The organism is Mesorhizobium sp. L48C026A00 (assembly GCF_000502375.1).
In the GTDB taxonomy this organism is placed as follows: domain Bacteria; phylum Pseudomonadota; class Alphaproteobacteria; order Rhizobiales; family Rhizobiaceae; genus Mesorhizobium; species Mesorhizobium muleiense.
The window spans coordinates 51236-66652 of record NZ_AYWU01000026.1; the positions used below are offsets into that span (position 1 = coordinate 51236).

The 15417-nt window shown below is 57.5% G+C and carries 19 protein-coding genes and 1 pseudogene; 10 read left to right on the forward strand and 10 right to left on the reverse strand.

What is annotated here, in order from left to right; translation table 11 throughout:
* Positions 1-2 precede the first annotated feature (2 nt).
* The 8 genes from X738_RS72825 to X738_RS72865 form a co-directional block, all read right to left on the reverse strand.
* Positions 3-1169 (reverse strand): lytic transglycosylase domain-containing protein, encoded by a 1167-nt coding sequence (locus X738_RS72825; protein ID WP_023802472.1) that lies wholly within the window; start codon positions 1167-1169, stop codon positions 3-5.
* Entirely contained in the window at positions 1162-3666 is a 2505-nt protein-coding gene (locus X738_RS72830) for a VirB4 family type IV secretion/conjugal transfer ATPase (protein ID WP_031256330.1), read from the reverse strand. The genes X738_RS72825 and X738_RS72830 overlap by 8 nt, the downstream gene beginning before the upstream one ends.
* Before the next feature lie 3 nt (positions 3667-3669).
* Positions 3670-3996: a VirB3 family type IV secretion system protein gene (locus tag X738_RS72835; protein ID WP_023802474.1), complete on the reverse strand. Its 327-nt coding sequence runs from the start codon at positions 3994-3996 to the stop codon at positions 3670-3672.
* Between the two features lie 3 nt (positions 3997-3999).
* Positions 4000-4290, reverse strand: a complete 291-nt coding sequence (locus X738_RS72840; RefSeq protein WP_245277799.1) for a TrbC/VirB2 family protein — start codon at positions 4288-4290, stop codon at positions 4000-4002.
* A 77-nt stretch (positions 4291-4367) separates the two neighbouring features.
* Entirely contained in the window at positions 4368-5357 is a 990-nt protein-coding gene (locus tag X738_RS81190) for a lytic transglycosylase domain-containing protein (RefSeq protein WP_084833873.1), read from the reverse strand.
* A 1690-nt stretch (positions 5358-7047) separates the two neighbouring features.
* A complete protein-coding gene (locus X738_RS72855) occupies positions 7048-7314 on the reverse strand; it encodes a hypothetical protein (RefSeq protein ID WP_031256332.1) in 267 nt (88 codons plus the stop codon).
* Between the two features lie 81 nt (positions 7315-7395).
* Complete coding sequence (locus X738_RS72860; protein ID WP_031256333.1) at positions 7396-7641, reverse strand: hypothetical protein; 246 nt, start codon at positions 7639-7641, stop codon at positions 7396-7398.
* 22 nt (positions 7642-7663) lie between these two features.
* Complete coding sequence (locus tag X738_RS72865; protein WP_023802480.1) at positions 7664-7846, reverse strand: hypothetical protein; 183 nt, start codon at positions 7844-7846, stop codon at positions 7664-7666.
* A 531-nt stretch (positions 7847-8377) separates the two neighbouring features.
* Here X738_RS72865 and X738_RS83440 point away from each other — a divergent pair.
* The gene (locus tag X738_RS83440) at positions 8378-8716 is read left to right on the forward strand and encodes a thermonuclease family protein (RefSeq protein WP_198032895.1); all 339 of its coding nucleotides are present in this window, start codon (positions 8378-8380) and stop codon (positions 8714-8716) included.
* A gap of 321 nt (positions 8717-9037) precedes the next feature.
* Positions 9038-9160 (forward strand): hypothetical protein, encoded by a 123-nt coding sequence (locus X738_RS88505; RefSeq protein WP_280811257.1) that lies wholly within the window; start codon positions 9038-9040, stop codon positions 9158-9160.
* Positions 9161-9211: 51 nt separating this feature from the next.
* On the opposite strand, the gene X738_RS72875 is transcribed toward X738_RS88505, so the two are convergent.
* Positions 9212-9610 (reverse strand): hypothetical protein, encoded by a 399-nt coding sequence (locus X738_RS72875; RefSeq protein ID WP_023802482.1) that lies wholly within the window; start codon positions 9608-9610, stop codon positions 9212-9214.
* A gap of 128 nt (positions 9611-9738) precedes the next feature.
* On the opposite strand from X738_RS72875, the gene X738_RS72880 reads away from it, so the two are divergent.
* From X738_RS72880 to X738_RS72905, 6 genes are all read left to right on the forward strand, one after another.
* On the forward strand, positions 9739-10419 hold the full coding sequence (locus X738_RS72880; protein WP_031256334.1) for a thermonuclease family protein: 681 nt from the start codon (positions 9739-9741) through the stop codon (positions 10417-10419).
* 17 nt (positions 10420-10436) lie between these two features.
* A complete protein-coding gene (locus tag X738_RS72885; protein WP_036270238.1) occupies positions 10437-11078 on the forward strand; it encodes a thermonuclease family protein in 642 nt (213 codons plus the stop codon).
* A complete protein-coding gene (locus X738_RS72890) occupies positions 11075-11698 on the forward strand; it encodes a thermonuclease family protein (RefSeq protein WP_023802485.1) in 624 nt (207 codons plus the stop codon). The genes X738_RS72885 and X738_RS72890 overlap by 4 nt, the downstream gene beginning before the upstream one ends.
* A 263-nt stretch (positions 11699-11961) precedes the next feature.
* Positions 11962-12105 (forward strand): hypothetical protein, encoded by a 144-nt coding sequence (locus X738_RS85305; protein ID WP_245277800.1) that lies wholly within the window; start codon positions 11962-11964, stop codon positions 12103-12105.
* 8 nt (positions 12106-12113) lie between these two features.
* Positions 12114-12482, forward strand: a complete 369-nt coding sequence (locus tag X738_RS72900; protein WP_023802487.1) for a hypothetical protein — start codon at positions 12114-12116, stop codon at positions 12480-12482.
* Between the two features lie 27 nt (positions 12483-12509).
* Complete coding sequence (locus X738_RS72905) at positions 12510-13055, forward strand: hypothetical protein (protein WP_023802488.1); 546 nt, start codon at positions 12510-12512, stop codon at positions 13053-13055.
* Positions 13056-13101: 46 nt separating this feature from the next.
* Here X738_RS72905 and X738_RS72910 read toward each other — a convergent pair whose 3' ends face one another.
* Positions 13102-13458: a helix-turn-helix domain-containing protein gene (locus tag X738_RS72910; RefSeq protein WP_023802489.1), complete on the reverse strand. Its 357-nt coding sequence runs from the start codon at positions 13456-13458 to the stop codon at positions 13102-13104.
* Positions 13459-13817: 359 nt separating this feature from the next.
* On the opposite strand from X738_RS72910, the pseudogene X738_RS72915 reads away from it, so the two are divergent.
* Both X738_RS72915 and X738_RS83445 read left to right on the forward strand, forming a co-directional pair.
* Positions 13818-14561 (forward strand): annotated as a pseudogene (locus tag X738_RS72915) (adenosine kinase); the annotation flags it as partial.
* A gap of 153 nt (positions 14562-14714) precedes the next feature.
* A complete protein-coding gene (locus X738_RS83445) occupies positions 14715-15392 on the forward strand; it encodes a hypothetical protein (protein ID WP_023802492.1) in 678 nt (225 codons plus the stop codon).
* Positions 15393-15417: the final 25 nt, after the last annotated feature.

The window sequence follows — 15417 nt, forward strand, 5'->3', positions numbered from 1 at the left end:
CGCTACGGCCGGTTATCGACCACGGTTACAAGCCCCAACGCGGGATCTTCCATCACCGCGAAGGTTGCCGCTTCCCCCTTCAAACGGGCTTGCTCCTGCAAACTCGTCAACCAGCCCTGAATTTCCTTCGTAGATGCAGTCGATGGGACCACATAGCAGGCCGTACCTCCCGTATTAAAAACTGACGGCGGGCACTGCACTTGCGCCATAACCAGCGATCCGTCCTGTGCTTGGCTGTTTCCACCGCCGCTACCACGCAGAGCCGCGGAAGACGCCATCAAGCCCGCCTGCAAGCGCTGAAGGTACTGCTGATTTGCTTCCGTCGACTTCTGCACAAACTCGTTCCAGACCTGCCCACGCTCGACTTGCGCTTCTGTGTTCCGGTCGACCGCCTTTTTCAGCTGCTCTCCGCACCCCTGATTATAGCCAACGGTCTCCGGGTCGGGCGTGCTTCCACCCTGTGGTGTCCGATCGCCGTTCTGCGCTTTGTTTCGATTGTAGTAGCCAGAGACCGTTTTGACGTAGTCCTGGGTTTCAGGAATGTTCGGGACCCTGCCGTTCCTGAGCGACTGGCGATATGGTCCCGCATTATAGCCGGCGGCCACAAGATCTGTTCGGTTGCCGAACATGCCCTGCAGCTTCTTGATGTACTTCACGCCGCCGCGGATGTTGTCTCGCGTATCGTACGCGTTGACGCCCAACTCTGCGGCCGTACCCGGCATCAGCTGCATGACGCCAATGGCACCTACACCGGACCTAGCAGATTGCCTGAAACGTGATTCCTGTTCGGCAATCGCCATCGCGAAATTAGGATCGACACCCTGACGGATGGCTTCCTCCTCCACCATGCGCGCAATTTCTTGCTGACTATGCGTGCGCTTTGCTGGTGGCGCCTGTCTCGTATCGCCCGACATGCCCTCCGCCGAGCAGTCCATTGGCGAGCCAGATCCCTGTCCTGGCGCAAAGCTGTCGGTCGTGCCACCTGACGCGCCCTTCACCTTCTTGGTGTCGGCCTCATAGGTCGTATACCAGCCCATCGTCTGCGTCTGGATTTTCACTCGCGCGCCGTCGATAACCGGGACCTGTGCCAGCGCGGCCGAGGACGACAATGCAGTAGCCATTGCCAACGCAACGGCCAATGCCCTGTTCGGTGACATTGCGCTATTCATCCCCTTCTCCATCATTCCAATCACAGAATTTCGACAGCCAGTTCTTCGGATCGTCTCCATATTCGTCGCGAAGAATCTCGACCTCGCGCACGGTTTCCTCGCGACCCGACAGAACCTTGATGAATTGCGGCATGTGAGACATGTCCACTCGGGCGATCACGCTGTCCTTCGCGTGCTTGATAAGCATGAATCGCGACTTTGGATCGCCGTTCTTCACCCAATCAAATTCGGCCTGAGAAAGGCCGAAATGATTCATGTAGGAGCTTTCGTCAGCCTTTGGGTTTGCAAAGAAAATGTTGGTAGATGTCTGCTCGATAATGGTCCGGCTCACGCTCGACCGCACGACGTCGTCGGCCGACTGCGTTCCGAAGATGACAAGACCATTCCGCTTACGGATGGTCTTGAAGTAGTCCTTCATGGTGCGCTTGAATTCATCGTCGTCAAGCAGCTTCCACGCCTCGTCCATAAGGTTGATGATCGGCGATTTGCCGTCATAAATGGCATCCAGCCGATGGAACATGTACAAAAGCGCTGCCGTGCGGACTGTCGGATCATCAAGGATTGACGTCATGTCGAACCCGATCATCGGCTTCGTGACGTCCAGATTGTCCTCCGCATTGTCGAAGAGCCAGGCATACGGGCCTTGATCAACCCACTTGTCCAGCCGGGCAATAAGGCTTCCTTCGGTGCGCTCGCTACCAGCCAGCAGAGCGCGCAGCGACGACAACCGCCGATACGACTTATCCTTGGTCTTCAAGACCGACCTGATCGCATTGCGGATGATGGACTCTTCCTGAGGCGTGAGGTTTTCGCCCTCCTTCGCCGGCTTGAGCATGAAGCTCAAAAGCCGGTATAGAAACACCCGGTTCCCCTCCGTATCCTTCAGAAGAAGCGGGTTCCAGCCCGACGGCTCACCCGGTTCCAACGTCAGATACGTCCCGCCGGCAGCGCGGACCATAATGTCAAGGCCGCGATCCTTGTCGAACACCACAGTCTTGAGCCGTGGATTGACCCGGTAGGCTTGCAGGATCATGAACGCCATGATCACCGTCTTACCGGAACCGGTAGGACCGAACACGGTCGTGTGCCCGACATCGCCCTGATGGAAGTTGAAGAAGAACGGCGTGCCTGATGTCGTTTCGAAGATCGTGATTGCCGGCCCCCAGTGGTTACCGTCCGGCTTGCCATAAGGATAGGCGTGGAAGCTGCTCAATCCGGCAAAATTGAGCGTGGAGATCAACGCCCGCCGCGCGATATAGGCCTGATTGCCCGGGAGCTGAGCCCAATAGGCCGGTTCGGCATTGAGATCCTCTCGCACGTAAGAAGCGCCAAGGGCGCCCAACTCGTTACCGACAAGTGCAACGGCATCGTCAAGTTGCGCTGTGGTCTTCGCGATCGGCATGACCGTCAAATGATGTTCAGCAAAAGCCACCCGCTTTCGCGCCAACTCATCACGGGCGATATCGAGATTTGCCTGCACACTGGACCCTCCCTCGTCCGCCTTGGAGAGCTGCCGGTCCAACCGCTCAATCCGGTAGCGTGCGGCCATGTCGTCGACGAACGACATCGACTGTGTGACAACCATCTCGAAGGGCAGCTTCAAGATGTAATCGAGCATGCCCGCGCCAGTCTCCGGAGGGTACTCCTTAAGCGAGACTATACCGGCGTACCGATCATCTTCGGGCGTGTCGCCCTGCAGATGAATTATGCGATTGCCGATCGATGTGCGCCGTGCGGGCAGCAATTCATCAATCGGAATATTGCCCAGGCGGATCGGCCTTACCCGACCGCCGTTCAGCAGTGTGTAGAAGAACTCGCACTGCTCCGAGAACCAAACCTTCCTCGCGTCCTCTTCAAGAACCATGTCCTCGGAGATATCGCGGTAAATCCGCTTGCCGTTGCCAAGATCGACCTCGACGCGCTCCACGTCGTGCAGCACCTTCGGCCCATAGGCATCTAATGACTTCTCTATCGCGCGTGTGGCCTCGACGAGCTTGTCCCGCATCAGACGGAACTGCTCTTTCCGAACGACATTGCCGCCCACGCCCATGACGCGCGAAAGCGCAGATCCCTTCTTGAAGAAAGGACGCACGACTAACGATACATAGGTGTCGTTCACAAACATTTCGTTCTTCGAAATGCTCGCCTGATAGATGTCGTCCATTCTTTTCATGAACGGATCGGCGAAATTCGACGGTAACGACGGCGCAACCTTGTGCCGAATGACATGCGTATAGAGTGAAAAATTCCCAATCGACGAGATCGCGCGGAACGCAGAATTGCGTTGCCGCTGAAGCATGTTGATCGTCTCGATATCAGCGGTCTCGAACGAAAAACCGTTCAGTCGCAGCGTCGAGACAAGGCAGTCATTTTTCAGCCGAATGATGCCGTTTTCAATCGGCACGTAGAAGGGGATGTGGGTGGAGATGCTCTTGTCGGCGAAGATCTCCCAACCCTTCGTCAAGGATCCCTTCAAGGAACGCGCCATCGTATTCATCGATCAAACCCCGTAGGTCCGAACGCCGCCCCCAAGCTTGCGGCCCAATGGGTTCACGCCGCACATGCTGAGACGACCGACAATGTCAAAAAACCAAAGATCGAGCTTCACTGTCAGCACATACAGAATGCTGTGGCAGACAATGAAAGAAACCGGGAACCATAAAATTGAACCCAGGATCATGAAAACCATCAGCGAGATGAAGCATTCCGCAAGAAAATATGTGTACGGAATGCCCATCACTGTCGGGGGTCGGGTCAGCGCCAAAATGACGGGGTAAGACTCAATATATTCGTCTTCCCCGCCGTGGCTGTTGCTTCCAGCCGCCATGGATCAGTTACCGCCACCGGCCAGGAAATCGACCAATTCAGCGGCTGCAAACATGCCAGCAAGGCAGCCTGCAACGCGAAGGAGCGCACCCCAGTTCCAGTAGCCGAAGGCGGCCGCAAGGAACATGCCGATGAAGGCGATCGCGCCGACCGAACGGCCAAACGGACCAACAAAGAACTGCACCAGACGATCCGCCGCCTGCTGCAGAGCATCAAGGTTCTGTGCAGCTGCCGGCTCGAACTGGCTAACCAGCAGGACCATGCTGGATACGACAAGCATCGCGCCGTTGACCATCCACTTGCGTCCCTTGGCCGAGTACCAGGCGGACCGGCCATATACGGCAAGCGCCTGCAACGTCCCCACAATCACACTCATTGAAGCACCTCTTCCTTTTTGATCTTCACAGGGCCACTGACGGGAACCTGTCCACTCTCCTGTTCCACACGGTCGCTTGCATCGCCCGTGCTACCAACCGAAAAGACGAGCATTGGCGACTTCGCCCGCTCTGCCCGTCCCGATCTTCCACCCGCTTTCCTTGCCGTCAGCGCAGCCCTAGCACCGCGACCGATCGTTAAAACCTCGTCCGCCGAGCTCGTATTTGCATAGAGCCCCAACACGCGCGTTGCGTAATCCGCCGTTTCCTGGATCAGCGGCAAAGACCGACGAACATCTACCCTCGGTTCACCGGCGTTATAGGCTGACGCGATCAGCACGGGATTGCGGTACTTGTCGACCAGAATGCGAAGAAACCGCGCTCCCGCTCGTATATTCTCAGAGGGCTCCGTGAGGTCCGTTGCGCCAAAGGCCTCTCCAACCTTAGGCATAACCTGCATAAGCCCAATCGCACCTGCGGAGCTGACAGCCTGCGGATCGAACCCGACATTCTCAACCCGCATGATCGACAACATCAAATTCGGATCGACGCCCTCTTCCGCGGATATCGTCGTCACCAATTTTGCATACTCGGCCGGAACGCCCTCCAGCAAATCCGGCCTTGGCTCCTTCCATGATGAAGTCACGGCGTCTTTCAACAGGGTGACTTCGTCAACGGATGGCCCGTTCGCCATTTCCTCTTGCAACGCACCATATGAGAAGACTTCTATGGAGGAGCGCACGGCCTGCTCACGCCCAATCGCCGGTTCAGCTTCCGGTGCATAGGCAACGACCATGCTGCCATCAACCGCCTCCGGCGCCTCTTTAGCTGGCGCAGTATTGTCAACTATATCGACGCTGCTCCATCCCTCGCCAAATCGCTCACTAAAGCGATCTCCCTCAAGCGGCAAAGCCGTTATATCGTCGGCTCGTGCAACCTTTCCGAGAGAGCTAGGCGCGGCTTCCTCCGGTGGAATCTTCACCTTCATCGGTTGGTAGGCAGTCGCCTTAACCGGCTTTAAAGCCTCATCGCCGCCCCGTGCAGCCAATGCCGACTCGCCGACATTCGACACTGTGGCGAAGCTTGTCAGGACAAAAGCTGAGGTAGCGGCAGCCAGCTTAGTGCTCCGCGACCATCCTTTCCCCGATCTTTCCACATGCACTAACGAGTTGCGACCCATCGACTGTGCTATCGTAAGTTCTTATAGTGTAGTAGAACAATCTGAATCTCATTCCAAGCCAAAAATCAACGAGAATCCTTCGTACCCCTAGGCTTTAATGCACTAGGCTGGTCAATGCCAACATTCTAATCTTCTAATGGATTCAGCCACGTAGGCGTGACCAGACGTCCGGTTGCCAACGATATCGAAGCTGCTCGCGGTCCCCCAGGACCTTTGCCAGACGCACGGCAGTCCTTCCCTTTATGAACACCGATCCCGCGTCCGCGCCCGACCGAACTCCATGAATTTCGCACAGATAAATCGGCAGTTGCCGCTGCACTCTTTGCATCGGCAAACACGACGACAGCTGGTATTGATAATCCCCGCTGCTCGCCACATACGGCCGCGACTTTTGCTGCACAGGCCCCAGGCGCTGCCATCCATAACTGCTCCCGTATTCCAACTGACATTCAATAATATTGCTGCCATAGGCCTTGCAGGAATCGAGCCGAAGATAGGCGTAAGGTGCAACTGGCAGTGGTCGCATATGCTGAACCCCGCTTGCGCAACCTGCCAAAAACAGTGCCGCTCCAACCCCGTTGATGAGAGTCTTTCTAATAATCAACGGAATACCACTCCCTATTCATCTTGCTGATACCCCGCGCGGCTCAACGCGCTGAGAAATAAACTTCGGGCAAGCTCGCAATACGGCGATTCGTCTTGCGCCAGATGTAATTGGGTCAACACGAGCCCCAACCCCGTCACATCAGCCACAACCTGTTCCAGATCATCGCTGAAGCCACGGCGCAGCATCTCGCGATCGCCCTGCCCCTTGATAACAACAGCGTAGTCGTTGCGCTCGACGCTGTGCCACAACTCGACCACGCCTTCCCCGCCACTCGTATTTTCAGCGTCACATAGAAGTAAGAGCGAATAGCCACCGCCCTCGATCCCGCTCTCCTGGATCCACGTGCCGCCATGAAACTGCGTCAGAACAACGTTGGACGAGAAGAACATCAGCCGCTCGTTTTTGAGGAGCCTCCGCTGTCCGAGGCGAACAAAGCTGTCCATCGCAGCGACCCGGATCAGCGCCCCCGGCAGACTGTCGCTGCAATGCTCGCACACAGCCTGNACAAAGCTGTCCATCGCAGCGACCCGGATCAGCGCCCCCGGCAGACTGTCGCTGCAATGCTCGCACACAGCCTGCAGCCCGCCCTCCTGCATTGCGAACGCACTGTGATAGCGCTTCACAACAAAGCGTTCGACATTCTCCGTTCGCCCTCCAAGTTTCTCCACCAGACCGAACGCCTCCAATGGCTCCCATGGTTTCTCGAAGACATCATTTTCAAGGTCGAAATCGGCGGCATTGGTGAAACTGGACGGCCCGACGATAATCCCGGCCGAACGCGTCTGTGCACCACATCCGGCGCAATCGACCCAAATCGGAACCACGTACCATTCACTGGTCAGCAACGACCGATCATGCTGCGTCACAGAGTTGTCCCCGCCTGGCCGTGTATCACTCGCCTTCGTCCTCGGCCCCCGCTGGCTCCGGAAACACGCTCAGCGCACCTCTCGTTATTCCCACCGACGAGAAAGTCCGCCACGTCAACAGGCGTTCGCTCATGAGAAGCAAGCCCACGACCGGATCGCCTCCGCCGGCATTCAACCAAGCGCTGGCTAAATCAAGAATCTCTGGCGCAACGCCGTCGGCGCTGATTTGCCAGGTTTTCTCCGCACCATCCTCGGCTTCTCCCCCCGATGACTGCCTGTTGTCCTGCTCCATCAAACCGCTTCGGCTCAAAAACATATCACTGCAGTGTAATTTTCTACCGGCGAATAATTGAAAACTCAAGCTTCAAACGGATCAGAACCAACGATTGAAGATCATCTGACAGATAAGTGCCCCTACAAGTAGCGCGGCGACTGCAAGCGCCCACGCCATTCCGCGGCGGTGCGCCTCGAGCCATTGCCAGATTTTGCCCTGTCTCGTGTTTTCGTCGGTTCCAAGATGATCCTCCTGCATCCACAGGGGACTTTCACACCTGGGCCACCACTGTTCGGCAGCCTTCGCCTCCGCCATCCATTCACTGACGCGGAACGTTTCTTCCACACGGCGCAAAACTTCCTATCGCTCAATTCGATCGCACCGTAGTCACCATCTCCTCATAGATCGCGTTGACCAATTGCCCTTCGCGAAAAGATGTCAGTTCGACCCTGCACTCACCGATTGCTGTCCGCGTCACATGAACCACGCGCTCGATGAGCACCAGATTCACTTTCAGCAGCAAGGTGTTTCGCGCATTTCCTCCGGACATAGTGCTTCCGTCCTATAGCTTCTTCCCGTTAGCGACTTTATGCGTCTCCGCACGAAGAGAACGCGCCCCAAGGGGGCCTTCCCCCCTTGCCGTCGCAAAGCGCCTGCCTGGCGGCCCCGGATGCAGCAAGTCGGTCGCACCCTGAGGGGTGCAACCGCGTTGCGCACCCCGTCCGGCAACCGGGCGCTTTTTGCCATCCCCCGCGTCCCTTCGACAGGCGGGAGCAGGCCCAAGAGCCTGCCCCCTTCCTATTCTGGAGCGCAAAATGAAACCTGTCCGCTACACTGGATTCCTCATAGACCCCCTCAATGCGACCATCGGCCCGGTGTAATCGTCGACCCTGTCGATGAGCATCGGCATCAGCCGAAAACGCAATTGCGCCAGCTTCTTGGCGCACGGGCGCTGCACACCCTTGAAATCGAAATCGGAGGCCGTCGTGGCTAGCGAGGAACTGCGACTGTTTGATCTGAAACATAGCCGTCCAATATGGCTCCGTGTCCTGGGCGTCGTGCCAGACCAGATGGCGCCGTCGTGTTCGCTGACGACAACAAAGATGAGAAAGATGAGTTTGACTCTGATGCCCCTCCTTTTGGCATCGAGCCGACAATCTCCATGGCCGAACTTGCACAGTTGACGACTTGCATCAACGACCATCGTCCCCCCTATGCTCGAGGATCAGATGACCGGTCTGGATCTCGCTATCGTCCGCAAGAAACCAACTGTCATTTCCTAGAGCACGGGGAGGACCGTTATGGACGCACGTTGGTGAGCGTCCAGACCGGAAAGGGCGATGCAAGTGAGGAATTGCTGAAAGCCGGTTTGGCCGAGCGGTTCGGCCGCAAGTACGCTGCAGGCTGGTGCTCGAACTGATTAGCAAGGCAGTGCTCGCTCTGGCAACGGCGTGGATCTTCTTTCTAAGGCTGGCATTGTTGCTATGATCGCCGGAACAATCAGGCTGGGCGCGGTGGCTCTTCACTTGGCCGGACATCGACCTCTGGTCGTATGCGGTGTCGGGATCCTGTTTGCCGTGAGCCCGCTCCTGGTGACCGTTCTCGCCTATGACGCGATCACCACTTTCCTCCCCCGCCCTGGGCCTCGATATGGCAGTGGGATCAGCAGCAGCGTCAGAACTGGACCGGAAGCGCAACCGCGGTCTGCCTATCTGCACTGCCCCTCACGACACTCCTGTTCGTGATTGATCATCTTGCACAAAAAGAAGGCGCCCGCGATTACGTGGGCGGCTTTGATCGATCGGATATTTGGTTTGTTCTTCTGAGCCTCGCCATGGCTGCCCTTGCAGGATTGATCGGCTGACCCTCGCCCTCTATCTGAATCGGTTGCCCAAAAATGGCTCTACCTGAACGGCTATCGTGGCAGACCAAGCCCTTCCCGAAACCGCTGTGCCGCCAAGTCATCATTGAGTTGACGATGCCGCTCTTCTTCTTCTCTCCGCCGTCCTTCCGGTGTCCGGCCATCCTTCAAAAAGGCGAAGGGTAATCCTACGAGAAAGGCAAAAGGCGCGACCGTCGCGACGCGGAACCATAGATGTCTATCATAAAGACCTGACGCCCACGCCCACATAGCCTCCGTCCATGCATCCGGCAGGAAGATGTACGAAAACGTCAGCGCAACCCAATAAGCGACGAAGGTGCCGAGCCACAAGCAGAGCACACTGCTGATCAGGAACCCTACGACCTTCACGCTCATCCAGGCAATCCGGAATGGCAGAATCAGAAGTCTGATCGCCTTCTTTAAGGCGGACATTTCGCTGTTCTCCTTCGCTTTTTTCCAGCGCTCGATCCAGGAATATCACAATAGTAGAATTTCCGATACTTGCACTGCAGTATCATTTCGTGCAGGTTTCGCCCTGTCAACAGGTGACGATGGCAATCATGGGCTACATTGTCTGGCGGCCTCACCGCCTCTCCTCTCTGGCGCTTGCGAGCAGCCTATTCGTCCCGCCAGCCATGGCGCAGGACGATGCCGTCTCGAAATTCGTCTCCTATTACCAGAACGCCTATGCGCAAGGCCGGGATTTGGTCCCTGGGCCACAGGCAGCGCTTGACACGTCTTCGATCGCAACCCAGCTCACGTTGAAGACAGTCAAACCCGTGAGCGCTCTCACAGGCAATGCGTTTCTCGATTCCAACAGCGCGGTTATCAAACTCGCCGGTGTCCAGGGCTGCCTTTCAACTGAAATGGTCCAGTTCATGGGCAATCAGGTATCATGTGTCACTGTCTCGTTAGCGGGGCTCGCCTCCAGTCTCGACCTGGCGAAAGCCGACGCCGGCGACGCCTTCCCCTGCCACTTCGTCGGACAAAACCCTGGAAGCCCGACCGTCCGCTTTGCTGAGTGTTTTTTCACCCAGGACGACATGGTGCAATCTCTATCTGAAACCATGATCCGGAAAGGGTTTGCCTTTGCCGCCCGTGATCGCGCTGGCAAGCCGATCTTTCCGGAGTATGAGAAAGCGGAGGAGGACGCGCGGCGGTCAAAGGCTGGCATTTGGGGGAATTCCTATTTCACGCACCCTTACGGTGAACGTTATCGAACCAATCCTTCAACGAATTGATGCGGATCCGACTGTTCATGTTGATTTCCACGATTGCAGCTTCCGGCCTTTATGCAGGCATGTACGTCATGCCAGAGCTTCTTGCCGAAAAATCCTTGAGAGGGACGCCCTCCCCTCCAGTGGTTCAAGTGCAGACGTCGCCAAATCAGACACCGCCGGCTCAGACGCAAGACGGGGGCGCTCAGCAATCAAACTTTACTCCGTTTCCAGCTACAGCCCAGTTCGAGACCGGTGACACGTGGATCTCCGACGGACGTCGTTATCGCTTATATGGACTGCAAACCTGCCTCCGCGGAAGCAACGTCACCGTTTCCCCTGGTGTCGTCCGGGATTGCGGGGAGCTTAATCTGATCATGGCTCAGGCCCTAATCCGCGATACCAAACCAGTCTGCACCACCGTCAAGGATCTCGACCAGAACAATGCCGTCATCGTCTGCCAGACCACGACTGGCGAGCGGGGTTACGACTTAGCCACCTATATGATTGCCCAAGGATGGGGCTTTGCCGCCGCCGACGGCGCTGGCCAGCTGATCGTTCCCGGCTACAGGGTCGCAGAAGAAAGCGCACGCTCGGCGCGCGTCGGTTTATGGGCCTATTCAGATATGCCGCACCCGGTCTCCGTTCTGATGCAGCAACAGAAAGCGCAACACGGACAATGATGCGAACAGCTGCCATCACCTTCGCCCTTCTTGCCGGGCTCCCGACGCATTCACTGGCGCAGAGCCGGCCGGCCGACGTACCGCGACAAATCTACGGTAAAGTGCAGGTGATCGACGGCACGACGCTCGACTTCAAGGATCGCGGACAGATTGTCCGCCTTGCCGGATATGAGGCTCCTCACCTGGAGCAGACTGCCGTCAGCGACGGGATTGAATGGCCAGTAGGTCAAGTTGCCAAGGCATGGATGATCCTCCGGACCCTCAAAAGGGACGTCAACTGCGCTCCGGTCGGTCGGGACTCCAACAAGAATCTCATCGCTCACTGCTTCGTCGGCGAAACCAATCTGGCTGCCACCGCAATCGCGGAAGGCATTGGCTATGCGTTCAACTACCAGAACGAACCGCAAGTCCCGGCCTATTTCGACATAGAGAGGAAAGCCCGCGGTCTTGGTTACGGGGTCTGGTCTTCCAAGGATCTCCTTCCGCCATGGCTCTATGTTTCGGCGCGGGATAAAAAGACACCCGAGCAGGCTCCGGACACGTTCGATCCCGGTCTCCCCTTGCCCCCTCCGGTCACTCCCGACATTCCAGCATCCTCTACAGAATCCCAAGGAGGCTAACATGAACAGTTTGCTCACATACGCGCTTGGTACGGGAGCGCTGCTCCTCGCAGCGGCCCCGATCGCAGCAATGGCGCAGTCCGCCACACAAGATGGCGCCACGCAAAAGCAGGTGGAAGAGCGCGATCCCAACTATTGCGGTGCCGGCGGCGCCGGTTGCGACCCGCAGGACGTTCAGCAATGGAAAATGATCGGCAACAAGCTTGNACTATTGCGGTGCCGGCGGCGCCGGTTGCGACCCGCAGGACGTTCAGCAATGGAAAATGATCGGCAACAAGCTTGCTGATCTCTCGTCAGCCGATCTCAGCCAATACGCCTATGCCTGCGTCAAACATCCCGATTGGAAGAAGGATTGTGAGAAGGATCCCGCTATCATTCTCAAGCGGCTTGGCATTGAAGGATACTGAGAAGCATCATGCCCAATCCTTACGTTTCCGCAGGTATCGCCGCCGCAGTTGCAGCTCTCGTCGGCTTCGGCGCCGGCTACGAGGTCAACAGCATGACCACGAGCACGAAAATCACGGAGCTCGAGACGAAGGTCACTGAACTTGAGGCAAAAGCGGCCGAAGCGGCGAAACTGGAAGTTCCTACCGACAAGGAGGCCACGACGGCACTTCAAAAAACGACCTTCAAAGGGAGCTCAATGCGCATAACCGAATGTCAGAAGCACCCTATGATTCCTGGCGTGATTTGCAACGGCACAGTCTCGGATTCGTCCGGCTGGTCTATGCCTAAGTCGCTTCCATTCGCAAAAATCGATGGCACTTGGGTCTATGCAAACTGATCGTTTTAATTTCACAGGAGAGGGGAAATGAAATCTCATGGCTTGTTTTCCGCTGCATTGATCGCCACAGGCACACTATCGGCGGCAGCGCCCGCCCAGGCGCATGACGCGTCGTGGGGCTGCCAGGTTCTTCTGTGCGCAGCATCACAAAACCCATCCTGGCACGGCGTTTCCTACTGCGTTCCGCCGATGACGAAACTGATCGCGGCCATGGCGGAACCCGGCTTCAGCTGGCCAATTTGCGAGGAAGCCAAGGCCGGCAAGCCCGGGCGGGAAAATTACGAGCAATGCCCTGAAGGCACAAAGGTCGGGTACAGCGAGCACGGCCGCGACGGCAATCGCCGTGAGCCCGATCGCTGCCTAAAGACGGTCAACGTGTGCAGAGACCGTCTCAGCAATTGGCGCACAGGTAACAATCGTGATTACGGCACAGTTGGCGGCGGCCGCGACGGCGATAGCTGTATCCAAGAAATTTCATCACTGCGCCCCCGCCGCGCCGACCCGTGGTATTTCGACATCCCAAACGAGCAGGGGAAGAAGCAACGCTTCTGGTTCAATCTCAATTACTGGTGAAGTCGATCTAGAGGCTTGCCCGGGATAAAACCCGGGCAACGCTCGCTCATGCGCACTCCGCATAATGACGCTCAGTCGTCTTTTTTTTTGACTTTCGCCTCTTTTCCTCCTGCCCTGGCGGCTGGAGGTCCTCCTCGCTGACCTCGAATAGATCGCAGATCGAGACCTGGAGTTCACGGGTCATTTTATCGAGCATCGTCAGTTTGACGTCCCGCATTCCGCGGCCGACCTGCGACATATATCCTTCAGTCACATCAAGCTTCGCGGCGAGATCCTTGTTCTTCCAACCCCGCTGCGCCTTGATCCGTTCTAGGCCAAACACGAGTCGCTCCTGAAACGTCAATTCCTTCAAATCCTTGATGGTCGTCTCTTCGCCTTTGTTTTCGCCCTGGAACCGAGGCATGAGCGTATTTTCACCTTCTTAGCCCGAGAATGATTGGCGTGTGTTCTTGATTCGCCGCCGCTAACTTTGACTCCAATGATTCGAGAATTAAGAGTCCTCGTTCATGGCACGCCCCTCCGCCCGATGCACGGTATAGCTGATTGAAGTGGTTCAGCTTTTTCCGAATCCCTTACGCTAAGGCGGCTAACCACTTTGTGCAGTTACCTTATTTTAGGTAACCCGAATGCACAAGAATCTTTTACCATTTTGACATGGAACGTGCGGCTACTTGCGCTTGCCCGAACATTCCGCGGCTCGACGGGAGCCTGAATGTCATAGCCGAGCAGCGCGTACCAAAGACGCTGCGGTAAGGGCACAGTATGCGACGGACGTCGTTGGATCCCGTGTGCGTCGCCGTGTCCGCCATTGTCGACGTCATCGCCCAATGCGACGAAGCCTTTCTCAAAACCAACGGCATCAGCAAGGGTGCGATGAACCTCATCGACACAAGGCGCGCCGAGCTGCTCTACAGCCGCATGGGCCCGGCGATCGAGGCCTCGGGCGGCAGCGCCGGCAACTTGGCGGCCGCGCCGCCTTCTTCGGCAAGCTTTCGAACGATGCGCTCGGCGAAATCTGCGCGCATGACATCCACGCACAGGGCGTCGCCTTCGACACCAGGCCGCTCAAGGGCCAGCCGCCGACGGCGCGCTCGATGATCTTCGTCACTCCCGACGGCGAACGCTTGATGAACACCTATCTCGGCGCCTGCGTCGAGCTCAGGCCGGAGGATGTCGAGGCCGACAAGCGCCAAGGTCACCTCTTTCGGGGGCTATCTGTGGGACCCGCCGCGCGCTAAGGAAGCGATCCGTCAGACGGCCAAGCTGGCACATGCCGCGGGCCGCGAAGTCTCGATGACGCTGTCGGATTCGTTCTGCGTCGACCGCTACCGCGACGAGTTCCTCGAGCTGATGCGCTCGGGCACCGTCGATATCGTCTTCGCCAACAGCCACGAGATCAAATCGCTCTACCAGACCTCTTCCTTCGAAGACGCGCTGGCGCGGATTCGCAAGGACTGCAAGATCGCCGCCGTGACCGCTCGGAAAGCCAAGCAAGTGCCTTTTCGTCCGCTGCACGGACCGGGTGGTTGCTTTTCACAAAGCTAAGGCAGGCTCGAAAACTTACGGCCTGAACCCAAACGTGAGTCTGGTGGGTCTTCCAAGCGCCGATTTGGCCGGTTAGGGTTTGCAGGGGCGCGAACAACCGGATGAACAAACGGGATGCTGCTGGAAAAACTGCAGGCCTGTTGGGGGTTTACCCCGACCGTCGATAGGAACGTCGCCTTGGTCGAAGGGTTTCTGAAGGGCAAGCGCTTCGCCGACCTGGCGCAGGAACATGGCTTGTCGACAACGAGAGTGCGCCAAATCATCGAGAGGGCCGATCGGCTCGTGGGCGGCGGCATCCTGACCAAGGCTCAACCGTCCAAGGCCGCGCCTCGATCCGATTTCATGGTCGACTATTCGTATGTGTGGAACCTGGCCGAGATGCACCGGCTCGGCAGCGTCACGCCGCATCATTTCTTTAAGGAGCTGGAATGCGCGGGATCCCTGGAGCGGCTGGTTGACAAGATGAAGCGGTTGCCGAGGCGCGCACGAACAACCCGTGAGCTGGCGCGCCTCGTGTGGCAAAAGGAGAGGGGCGAGAGCCCATGGCCTGCAATGAAGCGATCAAGCATTGCGATCGTGGAACCAAGCTGCCCAGTCGACCATCGGGACCGCGGCCTTCAATGCCAGCTCGCCTTGGAACCGGCCTTCCAGGAATTGGCGGATCGCGCAGCGGGATCCAGCTGGACCGACGACGAGATAGCCTACGCGCTCCTCGAGCTCGCCGACGCGCGCCTCAAGAGCAACTCTGCCAATTGCGCGACTGAGAGGGCGATTGACCGCGCGACGAGATGAGCAGCATCTCCCGCAAAAGCAGGCC